19 protein-coding genes are annotated in these 23,341 nt (G+C 69.1%); 12 read left to right on the top strand and 7 right to left on the bottom strand.

The window, feature by feature from the left end:
- The first annotated feature begins 100 nt into the window (after positions 1–100).
- The 3 genes from ASF94_RS10320 (at position 101) to cobA (ending at position 4,947) form a co-directional block, all read left to right on the top strand.
- On the top strand, positions 101–3,004 hold the full coding sequence (locus ASF94_RS10320; RefSeq protein WP_056665493.1) for a nitrate reductase: 2,904 nt from the start codon (positions 101–103) through the stop codon (positions 3,002–3,004).
- Positions 3,005–3,151: 147 nt separating this feature from the next.
- Positions 3,152–4,075 (top strand): DNA-binding protein YbiB, encoded by a 924-nt coding sequence (gene ybiB, locus ASF94_RS10315; RefSeq protein WP_056665490.1) that lies wholly within the window; start codon positions 3,152–3,154, stop codon positions 4,073–4,075.
- Positions 4,072–4,947: a uroporphyrinogen-III C-methyltransferase gene (cobA, locus tag ASF94_RS10310; protein ID WP_082493159.1), complete on the top strand. Its 876-nt coding sequence runs from the start codon at positions 4,072–4,074 to the stop codon at positions 4,945–4,947. The genes ybiB and cobA overlap by 4 nt, the downstream gene beginning before the upstream one ends.
- Before the next feature lie 122 nt (positions 4,948–5,069).
- Here cobA and ASF94_RS10305 read toward each other — a convergent pair whose 3' ends face one another.
- Complete coding sequence (locus ASF94_RS10305; protein WP_056665488.1) at positions 5,070–5,576, bottom strand: acyl-CoA thioesterase; 507 nt, start codon at positions 5,574–5,576, stop codon at positions 5,070–5,072.
- 97 nt (positions 5,577–5,673) lie between these two features.
- Between ASF94_RS10305 and ASF94_RS10300 the strand changes: the two genes are divergently transcribed.
- Together ASF94_RS10300 and ASF94_RS10295 are read left to right on the top strand one after the other, a co-directional pair.
- On the top strand, positions 5,674–6,798 hold the full coding sequence (locus tag ASF94_RS10300) for a sterol desaturase family protein (RefSeq protein WP_056665486.1): 1,125 nt from the start codon (positions 5,674–5,676) through the stop codon (positions 6,796–6,798).
- On the top strand, positions 6,798–8,126 hold the full coding sequence (locus tag ASF94_RS10295; protein ID WP_056665523.1) for an NAD(P)/FAD-dependent oxidoreductase: 1,329 nt from the start codon (positions 6,798–6,800) through the stop codon (positions 8,124–8,126). The genes ASF94_RS10300 and ASF94_RS10295 overlap by 1 nt, the downstream gene beginning before the upstream one ends.
- A 110-nt stretch (positions 8,127–8,236) precedes the next feature.
- Here the strand turns inward: ASF94_RS10295 and ASF94_RS10290 are convergent, their stop codons facing one another.
- On the bottom strand, positions 8,237–11,473 hold the full coding sequence (locus ASF94_RS10290; protein ID WP_056665483.1) for an EAL domain-containing protein: 3,237 nt from the start codon (positions 11,471–11,473) through the stop codon (positions 8,237–8,239).
- Positions 11,474–11,773: 300 nt separating this feature from the next.
- On the opposite strand from ASF94_RS10290, the gene rpsU reads away from it, so the two are divergent.
- Positions 11,774–11,986, top strand: a complete 213-nt coding sequence (rpsU, locus tag ASF94_RS10285) for a 30S ribosomal protein S21 (RefSeq protein WP_007833691.1) — start codon at positions 11,774–11,776, stop codon at positions 11,984–11,986.
- Between the two features lie 175 nt (positions 11,987–12,161).
- Positions 12,162–12,611, top strand: a complete 450-nt coding sequence (locus ASF94_RS10280) for a GatB/YqeY domain-containing protein (RefSeq protein WP_056665480.1) — start codon at positions 12,162–12,164, stop codon at positions 12,609–12,611.
- Between the two features lie 75 nt (positions 12,612–12,686).
- On the opposite strand, the gene ASF94_RS10275 is transcribed toward ASF94_RS10280, so the two are convergent.
- From ASF94_RS10275 to ASF94_RS10260, 4 genes are all read right to left on the bottom strand, one after another.
- Positions 12,687–14,309 carry a methyl-accepting chemotaxis protein gene (locus ASF94_RS10275; protein WP_235505328.1) on the bottom strand — a complete coding sequence of 541 codons (1,623 nt, stop codon included), beginning with the start codon at positions 14,307–14,309 and terminating at the stop codon, positions 12,687–12,689.
- 214 nt (positions 14,310–14,523) lie between these two features.
- A complete protein-coding gene (locus ASF94_RS10270; RefSeq protein ID WP_056665477.1) occupies positions 14,524–15,186 on the bottom strand; it encodes a glutathione S-transferase family protein in 663 nt (220 codons plus the stop codon).
- Positions 15,187–15,233: 47 nt separating this feature from the next.
- Complete coding sequence (locus ASF94_RS10265) at positions 15,234–15,956, bottom strand: YafY family protein (protein ID WP_056665475.1); 723 nt, start codon at positions 15,954–15,956, stop codon at positions 15,234–15,236.
- Complete coding sequence (locus ASF94_RS10260; RefSeq protein WP_235505327.1) at positions 15,953–16,873, bottom strand: LysR substrate-binding domain-containing protein; 921 nt, start codon at positions 16,871–16,873, stop codon at positions 15,953–15,955. The genes ASF94_RS10265 and ASF94_RS10260 overlap by 4 nt, the downstream gene beginning before the upstream one ends.
- A gap of 133 nt (positions 16,874–17,006) precedes the next feature.
- Between ASF94_RS10260 and ASF94_RS10255 the strand changes: the two genes are divergently transcribed.
- Positions 17,007–18,104 (top strand): tartrate dehydrogenase, encoded by a 1,098-nt coding sequence (locus ASF94_RS10255; protein ID WP_056665468.1) that lies wholly within the window; start codon positions 17,007–17,009, stop codon positions 18,102–18,104.
- A 91-nt stretch (positions 18,105–18,195) separates the two neighbouring features.
- Positions 18,196–19,254 carry a patatin-like phospholipase family protein gene (locus ASF94_RS10250; protein ID WP_056665466.1) on the top strand — a complete coding sequence of 353 codons (1,059 nt, stop codon included), beginning with the start codon at positions 18,196–18,198 and terminating at the stop codon, positions 19,252–19,254.
- A 95-nt stretch (positions 19,255–19,349) separates the two neighbouring features.
- On the opposite strand, the gene ASF94_RS10245 is transcribed toward ASF94_RS10250, so the two are convergent.
- Positions 19,350–20,297 carry a LysR substrate-binding domain-containing protein gene (locus tag ASF94_RS10245; RefSeq protein WP_056665462.1) on the bottom strand — a complete coding sequence of 316 codons (948 nt, stop codon included), beginning with the start codon at positions 20,295–20,297 and terminating at the stop codon, positions 19,350–19,352.
- Positions 20,298–20,412: 115 nt separating this feature from the next.
- Between ASF94_RS10245 and ASF94_RS10240 the strand changes: the two genes are divergently transcribed.
- The 3 genes from ASF94_RS10240 to ASF94_RS10230 all read left to right on the top strand — a co-directional run.
- Positions 20,413–21,411, top strand: coding sequence for a tripartite tricarboxylate transporter substrate binding protein (locus ASF94_RS10240; protein WP_056665460.1), 999 nt, complete (start codon positions 20,413–20,415; stop codon positions 21,409–21,411).
- 27 nt (positions 21,412–21,438) lie between these two features.
- A complete protein-coding gene (locus tag ASF94_RS10235) occupies positions 21,439–22,968 on the top strand; it encodes a UxaA family hydrolase (protein ID WP_056665457.1) in 1,530 nt (509 codons plus the stop codon).
- Between the two features lie 96 nt (positions 22,969–23,064).
- The coding region (locus ASF94_RS10230) for an aldehyde dehydrogenase family protein (RefSeq protein ID WP_156382498.1) at positions 23,065–23,341 on the top strand (277 nt) is incomplete at its 3' end.

Raw genomic sequence — 23,341 nt, 5'->3', positions numbered from 1 at the left:
CGCCAGGGCAGACCGCCGGCAAGCTATCTATTTGATAGCAATCAGCCCAGCATCCATAAGCGCCCGAGCCCCAAAACCCTTGAAACCTGCCCCACGACGTATGCAAGAAACCCGTTCCACCTGCCCCTACTGCGGCGTCGGCTGCGGCGTCATCATCGAATCGGACGGCCAGGCCATCACCGGCGTGCGGGGCGACCCGGACCACCCAGCCAACTTCGGCCGGCTCTGCACCAAGGGCTCGACGCTGCACCTGACGGCCAGCGCCGCCGTCACGCTGCAGACGCGGCTGCTGCGCCCGCAGTGGCGCGCCTGCCAGGGCGATCCGCTGCAGCCCATCGGCTGGGATGCGGCACTGGACACCGCCGCCCGGGCCTTCGGTGACGTGATCGCCCGGCATGGCCCCGACGCGGTGGGCTTCTACGTCTCGGGCCAGTTGCTGACCGAGGACTACTACGTCTTCAACAAGCTGGCCAAGGGCCTGGTCGGCACCAACAACATCGACACCAATTCGCGCCTGTGCATGAGCAGCGCGGTGGCCGGCTACAAGGCCACCCTGGGCGCGGACGCACCGCCTGCGTGCTATGACGACATCCACCACGCCCAGTGCCTGTTCATCGTCGGCAGCAACGCGGCCTGGGCGCATCCCATCCTGTTTCGTCGCATCGAGGACGCACGCGCCGCCAACCCCGGCATGAGGATCATCGTGGCGGACCCGCGCCGCACCGACACCGCCGGCACGGCCGACCTCTTCCTGCCCCTGCTGCCCGGCACCGACGTGATGCTGTTCAACGCCATGCTCCACGTGATGCTGCGCGAGGGCTGGATGGACGCAGGCTACATCGCCCGGCACACCAGCGGCTTCGATGCAGTGCGCACACTGGTGGAAGACTGCACGCCCGCCCACGCCGCCGAGGTCTGCGGCCTGCCGGAGCAAGACATCGTCACCGCTGCACGTTGGTTCGCGGGGGTGGATGACGCAGCGCCCGGCACCCGCCGACCCAGCCTCAGCCTGTACTGCCAGGGCCTGAACCAGAGCAGCAGCGGCACCGCCAAGAACGCCGCACTCATCAACCTGCACCTGGCCTGCGGGCAGATCGGCCGCGCGGGCGCGGGGCCGTTCTCGCTTACCGGCCAGCCCAACGCCATGGGCGGGCGCGAGGTGGGGGGCCTGGCCAACCTGCTGTCGGCCCACCGCGACCTGGGCAACGCCGCACACCGTGCCGAAGTGGCTGCGCACTGGGGCGTGGAAGACGTTCCCGCCACGCCGGGCAAGACGGCGGTGGAGATGTTCCAGGCGGCGGCGGACGGCGAGATCCGCGCGCTGTGGATCGCCTGTACCAACCCTGCGCAGAGCATGCCCGACCAGGCCACCGTGCGCCGCGCGCTGGAGCGCGCCGAATTCGTCGTGGTGCAGGAAGCCTTCGCCACCACCGCCACCGGCGAATACGCCCACCTGCTGCTGCCCGCCACCAGCTGGGGGGAGAAGGTGGGCACCGTCACCAACAGCGAGCGCCGCATCTCGCGCGTGCGCCCTGCCGTGGCCGCACCGGGCGAGGCCCGCCACGACTGGGCCGCCGCCGTGCAGTTCGCGCAGCGGCTCGAACGGCGCCTGCGCCCGGGCGCCGCCACGCTGTTTCCGTACGACACGGCCGATGCGGCGGCGGGCGCGCAAGCCATCTGGACCGAACACCGCGAGAGCACGCGGGGGCGCGATCTCGACATCACCGGCCTGTCGTGGCCGATGCTGGACGCACGCGGCCCGCAGCAGTGGCCCCTGCCCGAAGGCGCACCGGCCGGCCGCGCACGCCTCTATGAAGACGGCGTGTATCCCACGCCCGATGGGCGCGCACGCTTTGCGGCGCATGCCTGGCAGCCCCTGGCCGAGCCCCGCGAATCGCGCTACCCCTTCAGCCTGACCACGGGCCGGCTGCGCGACCAGTGGCACGGCATGAGCCGCACCGGCACGCTGGGCCAGCTGTTCGGGCACGCGGCCGAACCCAGCCTGCAGATGCATCCTGGCGACATGGCGCAGCGCGGTTGGGTGGGCGGCGAGCTGGTGCACGTGACCAGCAAGCGCGGCTCCATCGTGGTGCCGGTGCAACCTGACGCCACGCTCGCCCCGCACCAGGTCTTCATGGCCATGCACTGGGGCAGCGAAGCGCTCAGCGGACGCTCGTCGACCGGGCAGCCGCTCGCCGGCGTGAACGCGCTGACCACCTCGCAGTTCTGCCCCAGCTCCAAGCAGCCGGAGCTGAAGCATGCCGCCGTGAAGGTGCTGAAGGCCGAACTGCCCTGGAACCTGCTGGCCATGGCCTGGCTGCCGGAGGCCGAGGCCCTGTCCGCGCGCCAGCAACTGGCCGCGCTGATGCGGGAGCTGCCTTTTGCCAGCTGCGTGCCCTTCTCCAGCGCCGGCACGCCCGCGGCGGCGGGCGGTTGCCGTCCGCGAACCGGTGTGCTGCTGCGCGGCGCGGCGCATGAAGCACCCGAGGGCGACCTGCTCGCCCGCATCGAAAGCCTGCTGGGCCTGGCGGTGCCCGACGCGGTGCGCTATGCGGACAGGAAGCGCGGCCAGTACCGGGTGGCCCGGTTGTCGCGCCCCGAGACCGAAGGCCGCGGCAGCGAAGCCGGCACCACGCTGGAGGCCGTGCTGCTCGGCGGCGACACCCGCTCGGCCGGGTGGATGCGCACGCTGCTGCAGGAAGAGCTGCCTGCCGGCGCCTACCGGCGCCAGCTGCTGGTGCCCAGCGTGCTGCCGCCGGTGGCGGTGCAGTCGCGCGGCAAGCCGGTCTGCGTCTGCCTGCACGTGACCGACGTGGCCATCACCCAGACCCTGGCCGCCTGCCACGGGAGCGACGCCGAGCGGCTGGCGCAGCTGCAGGGCACGCTGCGCTGCGGCACGCAGTGCGGCTCGTGCGTGCCCGAGCTCAAGCGCATGGTGCGGGCCTGCGCTCCGGCGTCCCAGGCCCCGCAGCCGGAAGCGGCCAGAACGCTCCAGCCGGCATGATCTCGGTCGCGCGCCACCCACCCACGGAAAAAAAGGGCGCCATATAACGGGCGGTTATCTGACCTGCGGGACAATCCGCCCCGCGCTTCCTCGCACGGCGCTTCGTTTCTGCATTTTTCGTTTTCACCACCTTCCAGCCAGGCCGTCATGGGCATCAGCCACTATCTCAAGGAAATCGGCCGCGGCGCGCGCGGCGCCAAGGCGCTGGACCGCGCCCAAGCCACCGACCTGTTCGGGCAGGTGCTCGACGGCCAGGTGACCGACCTGGAGATCGGCGCCTTCTGCATCGCCATGCGCATCAAGGGCGAAACCACCGACGAGATGTGCGGCTTTCTCGATGCCGTGCATGCCCGGCTGGCCCGCATTCCCGCCGGTGACGGCCCGGTCATCGTGCTGCCCAGCTACAACGGCGCCCGCAAGCTGCCGGTGCTAACGCCCCTGCTGGCGCTGCTGCTGGCACGCGAGGGGCTGCCCGTGCTGCTGCACGGCATGCGCACGGAAGCGCGGCGCATCCTGGCGTCGGACGTGCTCGCGGCGCTGGGCGTGCCGGCGCTGGCTGCGCCGGCGAAGATCGCCGGCGGCACGGTGGCGCACATCCACACCGAACGGCTGCACGCCGGCCTGGCGCGCCTGCTGGCGGCCCGCGAAGTGGTCGGCCTGCGCAACCCGGGGCACAGCGTGACCAAGCTGATGAACCCCTGCGCCGGCCCGGCGCTGGTGGTGGCCAGCTACACCCACCCCGAATACTTCGACATGCTCTGCGCCACCTTCACCACGATGGGCATGAACGCCCTGCTTTCGCGCGGGCTGGAGGGCGAGGTGGCCGCAGACCCGCGCCGCACGCCGCGCTACGACGCCTTCGTGGGCGGCACGCACCAGTTGCTGGACGAGCAGCAGCCGGGTACCGCCTCGGAGGTCGCCGGCCTGCCTTCGGAGATCGACGTGCAGACCACGGCCGACTACACGCGCCGCGTGCTGGAGGGCGAGCTTCCGGTCCCGCCCGCGCTCGCCCGCCAGGTGGAACACATCTTGCGTACCAGCCGCCAAATCACCTCAGAGACACAGCCATGAACCGCACCACCCCACCCCACGATGCCGCAGGCGCCAGCGCTGCGCGCGGCACCTCCACCCTGGGCACCGCCGGCATCGCCCGGGGCACCTGCACGCTGGTGGGCGCAGGGCCGGGCGATCCGGAACTGCTCACGCTCAAGGCCCTCAAGGCCATCCAGGCCGCGACGGTGCTGCTGGTGGACGACCTCGTCAGCGACGACGTGGTCGCGCATGCCGCGCCCACCGCGCGCATCGTGTACGTGGGCAAGCGCGGCGGCTGCAAGAGCACGCCCCAGGCCTTCATCGAGAAGCTGATGGTGATGGCGGTGAACGAGGGCGAGAACGTCGTGCGGCTCAAGGGCGGCGACCCTTTCATCTTCGGCCGCGGCGGCGAGGAGGTCGAACACCTGCGCGCCGCCGGCATCAGCGTGACGGTCATCAACGGCATCACGGCGGGCCTGGCCGGCATGACGCTGCTGGGCACGCCGCTCACCCACCGCGAGCATGCCCACGGCGTGATCTTCGTCACCGGCCATGCCAAACCTGGCGACTCCGGCACCGACTGGCGCCAGCTCGCCACCACTGCGCGCGATGCCAAGCTCACCCTGGTCATCTATATGGGCGTCAGCAGCGCCCAGCACATCCAGGACGAGCTGCTCACCGGGCTGCCCGCCAGCACGCCCGTGGTGGTGATCCAGCATGTGAGCCTGCCCTGCCAGCGCCATGCGCTGACCACCCTGGGCGAGCTGCACGTCACCATCGAGCGCGAGCAGCTCGCCAGCCCCTCGGTGATCGTGATCGGCGACGTGGTGAGCGGCGTGGCTGCGGCGCAAGTCTCGGTCGAGGCCGGCACGCTGGCCACCGCCCCGCAGCCGATGCGCCACGTGCGCTGACCCCGGCGCGCGCCGCGCCGGAGGGCGGGCAACCGGCGCCGCTCGCGTCGCCGCCGCGCACTGCCCTGCGACCTTTCGCCGGGCGAACGGTCCACCAGCGGCCGGGGCCGCCGTCCAGGACCTCAGACCCCGGCCTGCCCTGCGGCCGCCAACCGCACCTGCTCGAAGCGGGCGGCCTGCTCGCGCCGCAGTTCCTTGCGCAGCAGCGCTGCGGCCCAGCGGCGGCGCTCGTCGGGCGTGGAAGGCAACAGCGGCGGCACGGCCGTGGGCTTGCGGGCCTCGTCCACCGCCACCATGGTGAAGAAGCAGCTGTTCACATGCCGCACGATCTGCGTGCGGATCTCCTCGGCCACGACCTTGACGCCCACTTCCATCGACGAAGTGCCGGTGTAGTTGACGCTGGCCAGGAAGGTGACCAGCTCGCCCACGTGGATGGGCTGCAGGAAGGTGACCTGGTCCACGCTGAGCGTGACGGTGTAGCAGCCCGAGTAGCGCGACGCGCAGGCATACGCCACCTGGTCCAGCAGCTTGAGCACGGCGCCCCCGTGCACGTTGCCCGAGAAATTGGCCATGTCGGGAGACATCAGCACGGTCATGCTGAGCTGGTGCGCGGGGATCTTCGTGGTCATCGCCCGATTGTAGGAGCCGGCTTACATTTGGAGAGGATCGCTGAGGCGGCTTCGCTACACTCGCGCCCATTCCCTTCACGAATGTGGCTGCAGACACATGCTCGACAAACTGAACGATTTCACCCAGAGCCACGGGGCCATGCGCCCGGGCAAGGGGATCATCACCGGCGTGATCGCGCTGTCGCTGGGCATCCTGTGCCTGCTGGGGGTGATCGCGTTCCACTTTCCGCAGTACCTCACCACGCCGCAGCTGCGCAAGAGCTACGACGTGGACGTGATCCGCACCATTCTCTTCGTGGCGCTGGTGGTCGCGGGCGGGCTGTCGCTCGTCAACATCATCTTCAACCGATCGCGCTGGCTGTCGTCGGCAGCGTTCCTGCTGGTGGTGTCGGCCACCATGCTGGGCGGGCACAAGGTACCGGTGCAGGACTTCGCGGACGGCACGCCCTACATCGGGCTCGACTGGTTCATCCTCGACCTGCTGGGCAGCGCGCTGATCTTCATCTTCATCGAAAAGCTGTTCGCGCTGCGGCGGGACCAGCCCATCTTCCGCCCCGAGTGGCAAACCGACTTCCACCATTTCATCGTGAACCACATGGTGGTCGGCTTCGTGCTGCTGGCCACCAATCTGATGGTGCACAAGTTCTTCGGCTGGGCCGCCAGCGACGGCCTGCGCGGCTGGGTGCAGGGCCTCAACTTCTGGGTGGCGCTGTTCCTCATCGTGCTGGTGGCCGACCTGGTGCAGTACTGGACGCACCGCGCCTACCACGAGGTGCCGACGCTATGGCGCCTGCATGCCGTGCACCACAGCGTCAAGAGCATGGACTGGATGGCGGGCTCGCGCCAGCACATCTTGGAGCTGCTCATCACCCGCACGCTGGTGCTCGCGCCCATCTACGTGCTGGGCTTCTCCAAGGAAGTGATCGACGCCTACATCGTCATCGTCGGCTTCCAGGCGGTGTTCAACCATGCCAACGTCAGCGTGCGCCTGGGGCCGCTGCGCTACATCCTGGTCACGCCCAACTTCCACCACTGGCACCACAGCCAGGACAAGGAAGCCCTGGATCGCAACTACGCGGCCCACTTCGCCTTCATCGACTACGCCTTCGGCACTGCCGTCAAGAGCACCAAGCTCTGGCCCGAGCAGTACGGCGTGCTGGGCGACTACGTGCCCAACGGCTTCATGAAGCAGCTGAAGTTCCCGTTCACGTGGAAGGGCTGATGGACCCCGTTCACCGGTTCGATGCCGTCATCATCGGCGCCGGCGCGGCCGGCCTGTTCTGCGCGGCGCAAGCCGGCCAGCGCGGCTTGAAGGTGCTGCTGATCGACCATGCGGAGAAAGTGGCCGAGAAGATCCGAATCTCCGGCGGCGGGCGCTGCAACTTCACCAACCGCGACCTCGACGTGCGTGCGCCGCACAAGCACTTCGTCGGACAGAACCCGCAGTTCGCGCGTTCCGCGCTGTCGCGCTACACGCCGGCCGACTTCATCGCGCTGATGGACCGCCACGGCATCCCCCACCACGAAAAGCACAAGGGCCAGCTCTTCGCCGACCGGTCGGCGGAGGACATCATCCGGATGCTGTTGGCCGAATGCGCGGCGGGGGGTGTGGAGCGCTGGCAGCCCTGCAACGTCAAAAACATCGCCTTTTCGGCTGCGAGCGCCGATGGGACGGGCACAGATAGCTATCAAATCGATAGCAGCAGAGGGCGCATCGAGGCGCGCAGCCTGGTGGTGGCGACCGGCGGGCTGTCGATCCCGAAGATCGGTGCGACCGACTTCGGCTACCGGCTTGCCCAGCAGTTCGGCATTCCGCTGGTGGAGCGGCGCCCGGGCCTGGTGCCGCTCACCTTCGACGCAGACGCCTGGGCGCCCTACGCCCAGCTGTCGGGCCTGGCCCTGCCCGTGGAGATCAGCACGGACGCGCCCGACCCATCCCACGCTCCGCCGGCAGGCGGGTCGCCGCCCGTCGAGGGGGCGGGTTCTTCTGCAGGGCGGCACAGCGGCAGAAAGAAGGCGCGCACCGTCTTCCTCGAAGACCTGCTCTTCACCCACCGCGGCCTGTCGGGCCCGGCGGTGCTGCAGATCTCCAGCTACTGGCAGCCGGGCACGCCGCTCGCCATCGACCTGGCGCCGGGCGTCGATCTGCCCGAGGCCTTGTCGGCCGGCAAGGCCCGCTCGAAGAAGCTCATCGCCAACGAGCTGGCGACGCTGGTGCCCAGCCGGCTGGCCGACACCTGGGCACAGCAGAGCCCGGACTGGCAGCGGCCCATCAACGAGGCCGCCGACAAGGCCCTGGCGCGCCTGGCCGAGCAACTGGCACGCTGGCAGCTGACCCCCACCGGCACCGAGGGCTACAAGAAGGCCGAGGTGACGCTGGGCGGCGTCGACACCCGCGCGCTGTCGCAGCAGACGATGGAAGCCAAGGCGCAGCCGGGCCTTTACTTCATCGGCGAGGTGGTGGACATCACCGGCTGGCTGGGCGGCTACAACTTCCAGTGGGCCTGGGCCAGCGCCTACGCCTGCGCGCAGGCGCTGCCCGGCGCCTGAGCCCGGGGCGCGGCGGCGGGCTCCCGAACCCAATCCCTGGCCTGCACCTTGCGCCAACGCCGGCGCGTGCTGTTCCGAGGACCCTCCCTTGGATCCCTCGACGGGACGGCTCAGTCCACCAGCGCGGCGGAATGCGGCGCGCGTGTCGCCACCCATTCGGCCAGCGCTGCCACCGGCAGGGCGCGGCTGAAATGAAAGCCCTGCAGTTCATCGCAGTCGAGCGCGTCCAGCACCTGCACGGTGGCCTGGTCCTCCACCCCCTCGGCCACCACCTTCAGCCCTAGGGTGTGGCCCAGCGCGATCACCGCGCGCGTGATGGCCAGGTCGGCTGGACTGGTGAGCATGTCGCCGATGAACGATTTGTCCACCTTCAGCTTGTCGATGTCGAAGCGCTTGAGGTAGGCCAGGCTGGAATAGCCGGTGCCGAAGTCGTCGATGGACAGCTGCACGCCCAGCGCCTTCAGCGCGGCCAGCTGCTGCTGGGCGGCGTCGGCACGCTCCATCAGCTGTGATTCGGTGAGCTCCAGCTCCAGCTGGTGGGCAGGCATGGCGCAGCGGGCCAGCAGCCGGCGCAGATCGGGCACCAGCTGCGGATCTGCCAGCTGGGCGGCCGACAGGTTCACCGACACCGGCAGGCCGCCGAGCCCCACGCCTCCGGCGTCCTCCTCGCGCCAGCGCACCCACTGCGCGCATGCCTGCTCGATCACCCAGCTGCCGATGGACCGGATCAGTCCCGACTCTTCGGCGATCGGGATGAATTCGCCCGGCAGCACCTGGCCCAGCACGGGATGGTTCCAGCGCAGCAGCGCCTCCAGCCCCGTCAGCCGGCTGCTGCGCGTGTCCACCCGCGGCTGGTAGTGCAGCTCCAGCTCGCCGCGTTCGAGCGCGCGGCGCAGCTGCTGCTCCATCGCCTGGCGGGCCTGCACGCGCTGGTCGGTTTCCAGCGAATAGAGCCGCGCCATGTCGCGGCCCGTGGTCTTGGCCTCGTACATGGCGGCATCGGCGCGGCGCATCAGCTCGTCGATGTCGGTGCCGTCTTCCGGGTAGACCGCGATGCCGACGCTGCACGAGACGTTCAGCTCGTGCTCCTGCACCGGGTGGCTCTGGCGGATGGCCGGAATCAGCCGCTGCTCCACCAGCTGCAGCACGTCCTGCGGGCCCTGCACGTTCGGCATCACGATCACGAACTCGTCGCCGCCCAGCCGGCTGACGGTGTCGCCTTGCCGCACAGCCTGCGTGAGCCGCGCGGCCACCGAGCGCAGCAGCCCATCGCCGACGTGATGCCCCAGCGTGTCATTGATCGCCTTGAAGCGGTCGAGGTCGATGAACAGCACGGCCACGCGCTGGCGGGCCAGCGAGGCCTGCGCCAGGGCGGCCTCGAGCCGCTGCACGCAGAGCGAACGGTTGGGCAGCTCCGTCAGCACGTCGTGGTGGGCCAGGAACTGGATCCGCTCTTCGCTGCGCTTGCGGTCGGTGATGTCGAGGGCGATGCCGATGTGGTTGGCCACCGCCCCGCCCTTGCCGCCTTCGCGCACGGCCGACACCATGAGCCATGCCGGATAGGTGTCGCCCGAGCGGCGGCGCAGGCGCACCTCTCCCTGCCACGACTCCTTTTCCTGCAGCGTGCGCGCGATGGCGGCGCCCAGCGGCGGGTCGCGCGCGTCGTCCTCCATCAGGAAGCTGAGGTTCTCGCCGATGACCTCGTAGAAGTCGTAGTGGGTGCTGCGGCAGAACGCCTTGTTCACACTCACGATCTGCTGCTCGGCCGTCATGATGATGATGCCTTCCGACGAGGCCTCGAACACCTTGGCCCACAGCTCGAGCCGCTGCTCCATCACTTTCAGCACGTTGATCGGCGTGAAGGCGGTGAGCATCGCGTCGCGGCCCTGGAATCGCAGGCAGCGCGCCGAGAGAACGGCCCAGAGCGGCTCGGCGCTGCCCTTCCAGCGCACCTCGAATTCGTCCACCACGCCCTGGTCGGCCAGCCGCTGGAAGAAGCGCGCGCGCACGCCGGGCTCCAGGCCGCGGCGCCAGGGGTCGCGCACGGTGCCGTCGAGCCACAGCGCGGCGGGCGCGTTGGCGTGCAGCACTTCGTGTTCAGGCACCGAGGTAACGACCATCGGGATCGGGAAGGCCTCGACCAGTTCGCGCTGCGCCTCGGCGGCGCGGGCGCTGGCGGCCAGCTCCTGCTGCAGCAGGCGTTCGCGGTCGAGCTGCTCCAGCATGCCGTTGAAAGCGGTGACCAGACGGCCGATCTCGTCGCGGCTCGTCCAGTGCGCGCGCAGGGTGTGGTCGCCGCTGCGGCGCACCTCGTCGGCCACCCGCGCCAGCTGTTGCAGCGGCTTCGCGATCTGCCGCGCCACCAGCGTGACCAGGCTGAGGATGCAGCCCAGCAGCAGCACGGCCGTGCCCAGGTGCAGCCACATGCGCGCGAAGAGGTCGTCCACCCGCGCGTAGAGCAGCTGGTCGAGCTGCAGCGTGCCTTGCTCCCAGGCGGTCTGCAGGTTCAGCTGCAAAGCGCGCTGCCGGTCGGGCAGCTCGGCCAGGGCCGTGCGCGTCTCGCCCTGCGCAATGGCCTGCAGGAGCGCCTGGAAGTCCGCCCCGGCATCTTTCAGCGCTCCACGCTGCTGCGTGAGCGCCGCCCGCATCGCGGGCGAACCGGCGATGAAGGCCTGGTTGTAGTCCGAGTCGATGCCCAGCATGACGGCGTCGAGCCGCCCGGCCAGGGTCAGCAGTTCGGCGGACCGGTGCCCGCCCTGCCGGCTGGGGGCGGCGGTCAGGAAGTTCACCGTGTCGTGCGTGACCTGCAGCAGCTCGGGAAAGCGCAGCAGCACCAGCGACATCACGTAGTAGCTGTCCAGATCGGGGTCGAGGATCAGGTTGGACTGGTTGCCCACCGTGGTCAGCAACTCGCGCCCTTCGCGCAGGAGTTCGCCACGGATCGCCGCCTGCGGCTCAGGCCGCGACGGTTCGGGCGCAGCGGCTGGCGGGGCGGCGGCACCCGCATCGACGGACCGGCGCAGCAGCGCCTCGAATCGCGCGGCGGGCTCGGCAGTCTTCAGCCGGTCGTCGTGCGCGGCGCGGGCCTCGACCAGCCGGTCGAGCACCAGCGTCGGCGGCGTGCCGTCGCCCGGCGCGAAGACGCCCATCAACGCGTCGCGCACGACGGAGGCGTAGGCCGTGCCGACGATTTCCTTGCGCGCGAAGTCGATCGCCAGGAATTTTTCATGGATGAGAATGCTCGAGACATAGATCACCGCCGTGAGGTCGAGCAGGTAGATGAGCATGAGCTTGCGGCCCACGCTGAGCCGGCCCAGCCAGCCGGAAACGCGTTGCATCAAAGACATGGGAAGGGAGCGCCGCCAGGCCGAGCCCGCGCGGAATGCGCGGAAAAACAGCGGACGGCAGGCGGCTCTTGGCCGTAACGCCTTGAAGCAAATTTCAAGCCGACCTGGGAAAGCCGGCCGTTTTGGACGCCTGCGCCGTGGCTGCTGCCCGAACCGCCGCGCGTGCCGCTATAATCTCCGGCTTTGCTGGCAAACCCCGTCGGCCAATACTAGTTATAGACGGGGAATTTCGCCGCGTACGGCTCTCAGGCCCGATCTCCTGGAAACCCTCTGCCGGCACACTTTGGAAATATTGAGCTGATGACCACCATTCGCGTTAAAGAGAACGAACCCTTCGACGTGGCGCTGCGCCGCTTCAAGCGCACCATCGAAAAGCTGGGCCTGCTGACCGACCTGCGCGCCCGCGAGTTCTATGAAAAGCCCACCGCCGAGCGCAAGCGCAAGAAGGCAGCCGCCGTGAAGCGCCACTACAAGCGCGTTCGCAGCATGCAACTGCCCAAGAAGCTGTACTGATCCGTACCGCCGGCCTTCAAGCCGACAACCCGCGCTAGGGACGCCAAGCGCGGGTTTTTTCGTTGTGGGTCTGCAAAAAGCCTTCTCTGCGCCCCTGCGGCGCCGCGCCCGGCCACGAAGGCTTCGTGCCCCCCTTTTTCCGCCGTCACCCATTCATAGCCAAAGGAGCGCCGCCATGGGCCTCAAGGAACAGATCACCGAAGACATGAAGACCGCCATGCGCGCCAAGGACTCCGAGCGCCTCGGCACCATTCGCCTGCTGCAGGCGGCGATCAAGCAAAAGGAAGTGGACGAGCGCGTGGCGCTGGAAGACGATGCGGCCATCGTCGCCATCGTGGACAAGCTCATCAAGCAGCGCAAGGACTCCATCTCCGCATTCGAAGGTGCCGGCCGGCAAGACCTGGCCGACAAGGAAAAGTCGGAGCTGGTGGTGCTGCAGGCCTACCTGCCGGAACGCATGTCGGCAGAAGAAGTGACGGCTGCCGTCCAGGCCATCGTCGCCGAATTGGGCGCCGCCGGCCCGGGCGACATGGGCAAGGTGATGGGCGCGGTCAAGACGCGCCTGGCCGGCAAGGCCGACATGGGCCAGGTGTCCGCCGCCGTCAAGGCCGCGCTGGCAGGCTGAAGCAGCGCCCGCGCGGAGCCCTGTGCCCTGTGCCCTGTGCCCTGTGCCCTGAGCCGGCAACGGCCCGCCGGGCGGTCAGGCAGCGAGCAGGGGCTGGCGCCCTCCGAGGCCAAGCGGGCCCTGCGCCGCCCTGCCCTCCAGCGAGAACGCCCTCACGGAGGCGACCAGCCGCTCCGCCTGCAGCTTCAGGCTGTCAGCCGCTGCCGCCGCTTCCTCCACCAGCGACGCATTCTGCTGCGTCGCATGGTCGATCTGGCCGATCGCCTTGCCGACCTGGGACACGCCGACCGCCTGGTCCTGGCTCGCGGTGCTGATCTCACCCACCAGTTGCGCCAGCGATCCCACGGAACCCGCGACCGTGTTCATGGAGGCTCCAGCTTGCTGCGCCAGCCGGACGCCATCGTCCACGGCACCCACGCTGCTCTGGATCAGCTGCTTGATTTCGGTGGCGGCGCTGGCGCTGCGCTGGGCCAGATTGCGGACCTCGCTTGCCACCACCGCGAAGCCTTTGCCTTGTTCTCCGGCTCGCGCCGCCTCGACGGCGGCATTCAGCGCGAGCAGGTTGGTCTGGAACGCGATGCCGTCGATGACGTCCACGATGTCGGCGATCCGCTTCGAACCCCGGTCGATGGTGGCCATCGAATCCACGACATCCATCACCAGTCGGTTGCTCTTTTCGACGACATCCAGCGAATGCCTGGCCTGCACCGAAGCCTGCGCTGCGTTCTCCGCGTTCTGCTGAATCGTGCCTGCGATCTGGTCCATGGTCGCAGCGGTCTCCTCCAGAGCGCTGGCCTGCTCCTCGGTCCGGCGGCTCAGCTCGGCATTGCCGGCGGCGATTTCCGCCGACCCGCTCAAGATGGAGTCGGCCGCCGCGCGCACCTGGTAGACGGTCGCTGCGAGGCTTTTTTGCATGTGGACGAGCGACGCCAGAACGCTCGAAGGCAGGGCGGCGCCCGCACCTTGCACATCGCTCAGGTCGCCCGCCGCCACACCCTGCGCGATGCGGCTGAGGGCAGCGGGCTCGGAACCGAGCAAGGTGCTCAGCGACCGAATGATGGCCCAGCCGGACAGCAACGCCAGGGCAAGCGCCAGGGCGGCGCATCCGATCAGCAGGTCGCGGTGGAAGCCATATTGGCTCTGGGATTCCAGCACGCTCTTTTCGGAGCGCCGGGCGGTGTAGTCACGGTAGGCGTTGGTCGCTGCGATCAGCTCCACCAGAAGGGGCCGGCAGTCGTCCAGGATCTTCTGAGCCGCCTCTCCGGTGGCGCGGCGGTTGGCCAGTTCGGTGATCGACAGCGCGACCGGTCCGTAACGGCTTTCGACCTCGGCAATCGTGTCCGCCAAGCCCTTGGCTTCAGGCGTGCTGTCTTTCGCGTCGGCGATCAGGCCACGCAGGCGGGCAATGCGGTCTTGCACGTCCTGATGCGATTTCAGGATCTCGGCATATTCCGGCGCCGTGTCGTCTGCCGGCCGCAGCAAGGTCAGGTTTCTAGCGGCTATCGCTCTCCTGTCCACGGCGGTCCGGATCTGCTCCGCGAGCAACGCGCGGGCATTCACGCCGTTCACGTAGGTTGCGAAATTCTGGTCGGACCGCTGCAGCAGCGAGATCGCCAGCAGGGAGATGGCTGCCATCAGTAAGACCAGCAGCCCGAAGGCGAGAGTGAGCTGCTTCTTGACGGGCAGGGTGTTTTGCATGATCACTTACATCGGTAACAATTTGATAAGCAGCCTAGGGCGCCGCGTTGGACGGCGATGTAGGCAGCTTGCTCAACCCGAGTAGGAATTCGGCGAAACCCCGCAGGCACCACGGTCCGCCAGGACACTCGCGCGCCCGGCGGTCGGTGCTGGCACCTCGATGCAACTGCAGCCCGGCGCAGGAGGCTTCCCCCCGCCGGGGTCGCTCAATGGCTCAGGCCGCCACGGGCGCGGCCGGGTGCGGATGGGCCGCCATCAGCGCGTCGTCCCTTGCCTGCGCCCTCAAGGCAGCCGGACGCTGGAAATGCGGCATGGCGTAGGACTCGAAGACGGGCTTGCGCTCCAGCATCCCGACGCGCATGTAGAAGCCCAGCAATGCCGAGAGGTACAGATCGGCGACCGTGAAGCTCTCGCCCACCACGTACGCCTTGCCGGCCACGGCCTGCTCCAGCGTGCGCATCAGATCGGCCTCCTGGCCGTAGCCGGCCTCCACGGCGGGTGCCAGCGGGCCGTGCTTGCGCGCCGTCAGGAACGACTCGAGCGGGCCGGCTGCGAAAAAAAGCCAGCGGTAGCACAGGCCGCGCAATGCCGAGCCGGGTGGTGGCACCAGCGCCCGTTGCGGCGCCAGGTCGGCCAGATGCAGGCAGATCGCGGCGCCCTCGGTGATGGTCGCCCCACCGTGCCGCAGGGCCGGCACCTTGCCCATGGGATTGACGGCCAGATAGTCAGCAGACTTCATCGTGCTGCCATAGTCGAGCACCACTTCGGCGTAAGGCAGCCCGGTTTCCTCCAGCATCCAGCGGCTGACCCGGCCGCGCGACATGGGGTGGGTGTAGAAAATGAGAGATTCAGCGGATTCGACGGGTTCAGTGCGCATTGCAGGCTCCAGTGGGGAAAGAGCCTGCAGTCTGCGGGGCGCCACTGTCAGTTCCTGTCAGCAGCGCTGGAATGCGCGTCGGGTTGGCGCAGGCGCTCCCGCTGCCAGCGCCGCAGCAGCTGATGCCGCATGGCCGGATAGCGCACGCCGGTGTCCTCCAGCGACAGCACCCGGTCGGCCCGGAAGTGGCGGAAGTCCTGCCGCAGCTCGCACCAGCCCGCCAGCAGCCGCACGTCGGCCAGGAAGGCCATCGCGAACGGCCACACGGTGCGCTCCGTCACCGCGCCCTCGCCATCGGTGTAGCGCATGCGCACGGCATGGCCGGCGCGGACGGCGTGGCGCAAGGCCGTCAGCCAGGGCTCGGTAGGAGGGCCCGACCACTGCGGAGCGAACAAGCCGCTCGTTTCGACTTCGAGCCGCAGCAACGCAGGCAACGTGCCGGCGATGCGCTCCATCGCGTGGCCTGCGGCCCGGGCCAGTTCCGGGTCGGCATGCGCAGCCACCCAGCGCGCACCCAGCAACAGCGCCTCCAGCTCCTCGGCAGGAAACATCAAGGGCGGCAGCAGAAAGCCGGGGCGCAGCTGGTAGCCGACGCCCGCGTCGCCCGCCACGTCAGCGCCCTGCTGGCGCAGCACGGCGATGTCGCGGTAGAGCGTGCGCAAGCTCACCTCCAGGCGCTCTGCCAGTTGCGCTCCGGAAACGGGTTGGCGGCAGCGGCGCAACTCGTCGAGCAACTGCAGCAGGCGCGCTGACCGCACGGGGCGGCTCATGCGGCGTCTCCCGCGTCCCAGGTCTGGCGGTCGAAATGCGCCTGCAGGAACTCGACGCAGACGCGCACCTTGGCCGACCGCTCCAGCCGGGTCGGGTAGACGGCCCAGATGTTCGCCTCCTGGCGCCAGTCGGGCAGCAGCCGCACCAGGCGGCCGGAACGCAATTCGGCGCCCACGTCCCACAGGGAACGGAGCACGATGCCGCGCCCATCCACGGCCCACTGCACGGCCATCTCGCCGTTGTTGGCGGACAGCGGACCCCGCACCTTGACCGTCTCGTCCGAGGCGCCGCTGCGCAACCGCCAGACGCCGAAGGGGTGGTCCCGCTCCTTGATGACCAGGCAGTCGTGGCTGGCCAGATCGGCCACGCTGCGCGGCACGCCCTTGCGCGCCAGATAACCGGGTGCCGCGCACAGCACCCTCTGGTTATCGGCCAGGCGGCGCGCGATGAGGTGCGGTGCGATCTCGTCGCCCACGCGGATGTCGAGGTCGAAGCCCTCGCCCGCCACATCGACCAGCCGGTCGAACACCTCCAGCCGCACCTGCAGGCCCGGATGCCGCTCTGCCAGCTGCGACAGCACGGGCGCCACCACACGCCGCCCGAAGCCGAAGCTGCAGCTGACCTTCAGCAGGCCGCGCGGTTCACGCCGGGTCACAGCCACTTCCTGGAGCAACTGGTCCCAGTCGTCCAGGATGCGCTGCGCCCAGTGGAAGACGCGCTCGCCCTCTTCCGTCACCGCCACGCGGCGGGTGGTGCGATGCAGGAGCTTGACTGCCAATTCGTCTTCCAGCAGACGGATGCGCTTGCTCACGTACGCAGGCGAAGCGCCGAGTTCGGCGGCTGCTTCCGCGAAGCTGGCCCGCCGAACGACGGCGGTGAAGACCCGCAGGTCGTCGGTAGCAGGTGTTTTATGCACGAAGTGTGAACAATGGAACCACAGTGCGCGGATTGTATTGCGGGAGCGTTTTCCCAAGAATGGCCGTGTTCTTGCAGCAGCGGCGCTGGATGTTCGCCCTGCTGATCTCCCTTTTCCTCCCAGGAGTGCGACCATGTCCAGTCTTCCCACCACCTTCAAGATCGCCGTGTTGCCCGGTGACGGCATCGGCAAGGAAGTCATGCCCGAGGGCCTGCGCGCCATCCAGGCGGCTGCCGATCGCTTCGGTTTCCAGCTGCAGCTGCACACCTTCGAGTGGGCCAGCTGCGACTACTACGCCCAGCACGGCAAGATGATGCCGGACGACTGGAAGGCGCAGCTGTCGGGCATGGATGCGATCTTCTTCGGCGCCGTGGGCTGGCCGGCCACCGTCCCGGACCACGTCTCGCTCTGGGGTTCGCTGCTCAAGTTCCGCCGCGAATTCGATCAATACATCAACCTGCGCCCCGTGCGCCTGTTCGAGGGCGTGCCCTGCCCGCTGGCCGGCCGCAAGCCCGGCGACATCGACTACTACGTGGTGCGTGAGAACACCGAAGGCGAATACACCTCGCTCGGCGGCGTGATGTACGAAGGCACCGACCGCGAGATCGTGATTCAGGAATCCGTCTATTCGCGCCACGGTGCCAACCGCCTGCTGAAGTACGCATTCGACCTGGCCCAGAGCCGCCCGAAGAAGCACGTCACGCTGGCCACCAAGAGCAACGGCATCGCCATCAGCATGCCCTGGTGGGACAAGCGGGCCGACGAGGTGGCCCAGGACTACCCCGGCATCACGCTGGACAAGCAGCACATCGACATCCTCACCGCGCGCTTCGTGCTGCAGCCCGGCCGCTTCGACGTGGTGGCGGCCACCAACCTGTTCGGCGACATCCTCTCCGACCTGGGCCCGGCGACCACCGGCACCATCGGCCTGGCGCCCTCGGCCAACCTGAACCCCGAACGCAGCTTCCCCAGCCTGTTCGAGCCGGTGCATGGCTCGGCGCCGGACATCTACGGCAAGAACATCGCCAACCCCATCGCCATGGTGTGGTCGGGCGCACTGATGCTGGACTTCCTGACCCGGGGCCAGGGCGCCGGGCGGCAGGCGCACGATGCCATCGTCGCGGCCATCGAAGAGGTCATCAAGTCGGGCCCGAAGACGCCGGACCTGGGCGGCACCGCCAACACCACCGAGGTGGGCCAAGCCATCGCCGCGGCCATCGCCAAGGGGTGAGCTTCCAGGGTGGCGCGGGCTGCCCGGCTTCGGACGCGTACACGGCCGTATCGATAAACTCAGCGGCCTCACCACACGACTTCCGCCCGGCATGCCCCTGACCGCCTTGTCGCGCCCCCTGCGCGTTCTCAGCCTCCTGAGCGCAGCCGCATTGGCTGGCTGCGGCAGCGCGCCGCCCACGGGCACATCCGCCGCAACCGCCGCAGCCGCAGCGCCGCAGCTGGCGGCCCAGCCGTCCACGGCGCCCATCAGGATCGGCATCGCCCTGGGCGGCGGCGCGGCCAAGGGCTTCGCGCACATCGGCGTCATCAAGATGCTGGAGGCCAACGGCCTCGCCCCCGCCGTGGTGTCGGGCACCAGCGCCGGCAGCGTGGTGGGCGCGCTCTACGCGGCCGGCCTGAACGCATTCGAGCTGCAGGAAAAGGCGGTTGCGCTGGATGAGGCCAGCATCCGCGACCTGCAGTTGTCGTCCGGCGGGCTGGTGCTGGGGCAAAAGCTCGAGGACTACGTCAATGCGCAAGTGCGCAACCAGCCGCTCGACAAGCTCGCCAAGCCCTTCGTGGCCGTCGCAACGCGGCTGGAAGACGGCGAGCGCACGGTGTTCGCCCGCGGCAACACGGGCCAGGCGGTGCGCGCTTCCAGCAGCGTGCCGGGGGTGTTCCAGCCGGTGACCATCGGCAAATACCATTTCGTGGACGGCGGCATCGTCAGCCCGGTGCCGGTCGATGCGGCCCGGCAGCTGGGCGCCGACATCGTCGTGGCCGTGGACATCTCCAACAAGGCCCGTGGGCAGACGCCTGCCGGCATGCTGGGCACCCTGGGCCAGTCCATCGCCATCATGGGCCAGAAGCTGGGCCAGGCCGAGCTGGCGCGGGCCGATGTCATCGTGCGACCGCAGGTGCTCGACATCGGCGCGGCCGACTTCACGCAGCGTGCCAGCGCCATTCTCGAGGGCGAGAAAGCCGCACTGGCCGCCATGCCGCAGATCCGCGAGCGCGTCGCGCAATGGCAGGCCGCACGTGATCGAGCCACCCGCCTGGCACAGCAGCAGGCGGCGCAGGCGCAGCACCAGGCGTGCCTGGAGCAGCGATCACGGTTGCAGAAACTCGCCGGCATGGCGGGCTGGGATGACGCCTGCCCCGCCCCGTGAAGGCTCCGCCCACCCTTTGTGCGAGCCCATGACGAGGGAGCTGCGCGGCGGGACGGCAGGCGAGCGCTGCGAAGTCGATCCAGCAAGCCCCGCCGTCAGCCAGGCCTGACGCGCACCTGCTTCGCCACGCCCCTCAGGCATTCCAGCAGCGCCTGCGTCACCGGCGTGTCATCCCGACCGCGCATGCGGATGATCCCCACCGGCGGCAGGTCCACCGGCACCGGAAGTTTCAGCACCGCCACCATGCCCTGCTGGGCGCAGTGACGCGCGACGGCCTGCGCCATGAAAGCCACGGCCCCGCGCTGCTGCACGAAAGTGATCTGGGAGAGGAACGAGGCCGACTCGACGATGTCGGCCGGTGGGTGCAGGCCGTGGGCGAAGAACTGCTGTTCGAGCTTCACGCGCAGTGAAGCCCAGGGCGGCGGCAGCACGCAGGGCTGGGCGGCGATGTCGGACCAGCGGGGCTGGCGCTTGCGGGCCAGCGGATGGCCAGGGCGCACGACGGCGACCATGGGATCGTCGTAGAGCGCCTCGGTTTCCAGGTCGGGCGAGGCGTAGCCGGGCTCCAGCCGGCCGACGAACAGGTCCAGCTCGCCCAGCCGCAACCGGGGCAGCAGGCGCGTGAGGTCGCCCTCCTCGATCAGCACGGTGGCATAGGGCGAGCGTGCCTTGAACGCCTCCACGGCCTGGGTGAGCAGCACCGGTGTGGCCGCCACCATCGCTCCAACGCTGGTGCGCCCGCGCGCGCCGCTGGCTTCGGCGGCGATCTCGTCGCGCGTGCGCTCGTAGCCCGCCAGCACCGAGCGCGCGAAACGCACCACGCTCGCGCCCGCCGCAGTGGGTTCGGTCCCGCGCGTGGAGCGTTCGAAGAGCAGCAGGCCGAACATGCGCTCGATCTCGGCCAGCGTCTTGGAGACGGCGGGCTGGGTGACGGAGAGAAACTCCGCCGCGCGGCCGACGTGGCGGAACTGGTCGAGCGCCACCAGCATCTGCAGATGCCGCAGCTTGAGGTTGGAGCGCAGCACACGATCGATCTGGGCCATGGCGGGTCATTCCCTGGAGGTGATGAAGAGAGTCCATATTTTCATTGGATCGGCATGAGATGCTTCTGAACAATGGCGGCTGCATCCCCCACGACAAGAAACAGGAGACAAATCCATGCAGACCCCACGCTGCGGCCGGCGCCAGTTCGTTCTGGGCGCGCTCGGCACCGCCACGCTCGCCCTCGCCTCCGCGCCCGCACGCCTGCTCGCTCAGGGCACCTACCCGGAACGCCCGATCACCTTCATCTGCCCCTGGCCCGCCGGAGGCACGGCTGACCAGTCGATGCGCACGCTGTGCACGCTGGCCGGCCGCGTGCTCGGCCAGCCGATCGCGGTGGAGAACCGCGCGGGGGCCTCCGGCATGATCGGATCGAAGGCCCTGGCGGGCGCGAAGCCGGACGGCTACACGATCGGGCAGATCCCGATCTCGGTCACGCGGTTCTCGCAGCTGGGCACGCTGGCCGCCGACCCGCGCAAGGATTTCACCTACATCGCGCTCACGTCGGGCCAGACCTTCGGCATCGCGGTGCCGGCGAATTCGCCGTTCAAGACCCTCAAGGACTTCGTGGACTACGCGAAGGCGCATCCGGGCAAGGTGACCTACGCCCATGCCGGTGTCGGCGGTGCGACGCACGTGGGCATGGAGGAGTTTGCCAGCGTGGCGGGCATCCAGCTGAACCACGTGCCCTACAAGGGCGGCGCCGAAGCGCTGCAGGGCGTGCTGGGCGGCCACGTGGATGCGCTGGCGGATTCCAGCTCGTGGGCGCCGCATGTGGAAGCGGGCAAGCTGCGGCTGCTGGCCACCTGGGGCGAGCAACGCACCGCGCGCTTCAAGGACGTGCCGACGCTGCGCGAGCTGGGCTGGGACGTGGTGGTCGATGCGCCCAACGGCATCGGCGCACCGAAAGGGCTGGACCCGGCGGTGGCGGCGAAGCTGCGCGATGCCTTCCGCCAGGCAGTCGCCAGCCCGGAGTTCAAGGCCGTGGCCGACAGACTCGATGCGCCGCTGCTCTACCTGGACGGTCCCGACTACGAGAAGTACGTCAACACCGTCTACGCCAAGGAAACGGTGCTCATCGACAAGCTCAGGCTACGCGAGCTGATGAAGTCCTGATCACCCACGCACCGATGAAAGCCCCGCATGCCCAGCCTTGACAGTCCGCTGCTGCACCTGCACCCCCACGACAACGTGTTCGTCGCCAAGACGGCGCTGGCGCTGGGCCAGGAGATTCCCGAGCTGGGGGTGCGCACGCGCGCCCAGGTGCCACCCGGGCACAAGATCGCGGCGCGGCGCATCGCCCAGGGCGAGCAGGTGAAGAAGTACGACACGGTGATCGGCGTGGCGACGCGCGACCTGGAACCGGGCGACTACGTGCACAGCCACAACCTGGAACTGGTGGACTACTACCGCGACCCGGCCTTCGGCGCGGACGTGCGTCCCGTGGAGTACGTGCCCGAGGCCCAGCGCGCGACGTTCGAAGGCTTCGTGCGCGCGGACGGCAGCGTGGGCACGCGCAATTTCATCGGCATCCTCTCGTCGGTGAATTGCTCCGCCACGGTCATCAAGCAGATCGCCGCGTACTTCACGCCCGAGCGGCTGCGGGCCTTCCCGCACGTGGACGGCGTGGTGGCGTTCGCGCAGACCAGCGGCTGCGGCATGTCGTCGCCCAGCGAGCATTTCGACGTGCTGCGCCGCACGATCGCGGGCTATGCGCGGCACCCGAACCTGGCGGGCGTGCTGATCGTGGGCCTGGGCTGCGAGCGCAACCAGGTGGACGGCCTTGTGGAATCCCAGGGGCTGGAGCGCGGCCGGCTATTGCACACGCTGGTGATGCAGGACGTGGGCGGCACGCGCGCCACCATCGCTGCGGGCATCGCGGCCATCGAGGCGATGCTGCCCGCGGCCGACGCAGCGCGCCGCACTACGGTGCCGGCGAGCCACCTGAAGATCGGGCTCGAATGCGGTGGATCGGACGGCTTCTCGGGCATCACGGCCAACCCGGCGCTGGGCGCGGCCATGGACGTGCTGGTGCGCCACGGCGGCACCGCCATCCTGTCGGAAACACCGGAAATCCACGGCGTGGAGTTCATGCTCACCCGCCGTGCCATCACACCCGCCGTGGGCCAGAAGCTGCTGGACCGCCTGGCCTGGTGGGAGCGCTATACCGCCGGGCAGAACGCCCAGTTCAACGGCGTGGTGGGCCACGGCAACCAGGCCGGGGGGTTGGCCAACATCTTCGAGAAATCGCTGGGGTCTGCGATGAAGGGCGGCACCACGCCGCTGCGCGCCGTCTACGAATATGCCGAGCGCATCGACGAGAGCGGCTTCGTGTTCATGGATTCGCCGGGCTACGACCCGGTGGCCGCCACGGGCCAGATCGCGAGCGGTGCGCAGCTGATCTGCTTCACGACCGGGCGCGGCTCGATGTTCGGCAGCAAGCCGGCGCCGACGATCAAGCTGGCGAGCAACACGCCCATGTACCGCCGGCTGGAGGAAGACATGGACATCAACTGCGGCGTGATCCTGGACGGCGAGCTGACGGTGCCCGAGATGGGCGAGCGCATCTTCGCGCAGATCCTGCAGCATGCAAGCGGCGAGGCGACCAAGAGCGAGCTGCTGGGCCTGGGCGACCATGAGTTCGTGCCCTGGCACCTGGGCATCGTGAGTTGATTTTGCTATATAGATCATAGCTAAAGGCCCTTGCCATACAAGCCCAAACGGCCGATTTGACCTCAAACTCCCATGCCACAAACCCAGCCTCAACCCCTGCCCCTGACTCTCTCCCGCCCCGACCTCATCCGCAACGCCAACTTCATCGCCGGCCAGTGGGCGCCGGGCCCCGGCGCGCTGCTGCCCGTCACCAACCCGGCCACGGGCGAGGTCATCGCCTCCGTGCCTGACTCCGGCGCGCCCGAGGCGCTCGCCGCGCTGGAGGCCGCCCACTCCGCCTTCCCCGCCTGGCGCGCCGTGCCGGCCAAGCAGCGCGCGGCCATCGTCAAGCGCTGGAACGACCTGGTCGTCGCCCACACCGAAGACCTGGGCC

It is taken from the genome of Acidovorax sp. Leaf160, from assembly GCF_001424265.1.
Classification (GTDB): Bacteria; Pseudomonadota; Gammaproteobacteria; order Burkholderiales; family Burkholderiaceae_C; genus Paracidovorax.
Note: the sequence above shows the minus strand (reverse complement) of the source record. Positions and strands in the feature narration are given on the sequence as shown.